The 698-nt window shown below is 74.5% G+C and carries 2 protein-coding genes; both read right to left on the reverse strand.

Features of this window, described 5'->3' with window-relative positions; translation table 11 throughout:
* Positions 1–215: RNA methyltransferase substrate-binding domain-containing protein (locus tag ROTAS13_RS25455; RefSeq protein WP_305793741.1), on the reverse strand; the 215-nt coding region annotated here is incomplete at its 3' end.
* Positions 216–244: 29 nt separating this feature from the next.
* Positions 245–698 (reverse strand): Ldh family oxidoreductase (locus tag ROTAS13_RS25460; protein WP_075823728.1); only part of this gene is annotated, 454 nt, incomplete at its 5' end.

Below are 698 nucleotides of genomic sequence, written 5' to 3' on the forward strand. Positions count from 1 at the left end.
CCGTGATGCGTGGTGCCCGCGACACGCGCCAGCTCCTCCGGCCGGACCTCGCGATAGGGGCGGCGTTCCCGCGCCAGGGCGGCGCAGACCGGACCGGCCTCCGCACGCATGGCCGGCAGGTAGAAGAGGCGCAGGATGTCGCCCGGACGGTACCGGAAGACGGCCTGCACGGCGGCGCGGCCGCAGATGCGGTCGGGATCGGGGGGACGCGGCATGGCGGATGGCTGCTCCAGGCGCCGCGGGGCTAGAGCTTGCGCCCCGCCAGCCCTTCCAGCATCTCCAGCGTGGTCGTGGAAATCTCCATCCCCTCGGCCTCGCTGCGCGCCTCGGCGGCGAAGCGGCGGCCGCCCGGCAGGCGCACGCCCTCGTCCTCCAGCATCGCGGCGACCAGCGTCTCCACGCGGTCGAGGAAACGGTCCTGCCCCGCCAGCGCGCCGGGGTCGATGACGATGAAGGCCTGGCCCAGCGTCGGCCTGTTGCCCTGCTCCTCGAACAGGCTGTCCGCCTCCACGCTCAGCGCCGCACCGGTCAGCGCCACGCAGAGCAGTTCCACCACCATGGCCAGCAGCGCGCCCTTGGTGCCGCCCGCCGCCAGCATCGTACCCGCCAGCGCCGCCTTGGCGTCGGTCGTCGGGCGCCCCTCGGCATCCAGCGCCCAGCCCTCGGGGATCGGCTCGCCATGCTGGGCGGCCTTCATG

The organism is Roseomonas sp. TAS13 (genome assembly GCF_001950415.1).
GTDB lineage: Bacteria > Pseudomonadota > Alphaproteobacteria > Acetobacterales > Acetobacteraceae > Roseomonas > Roseomonas mucosa.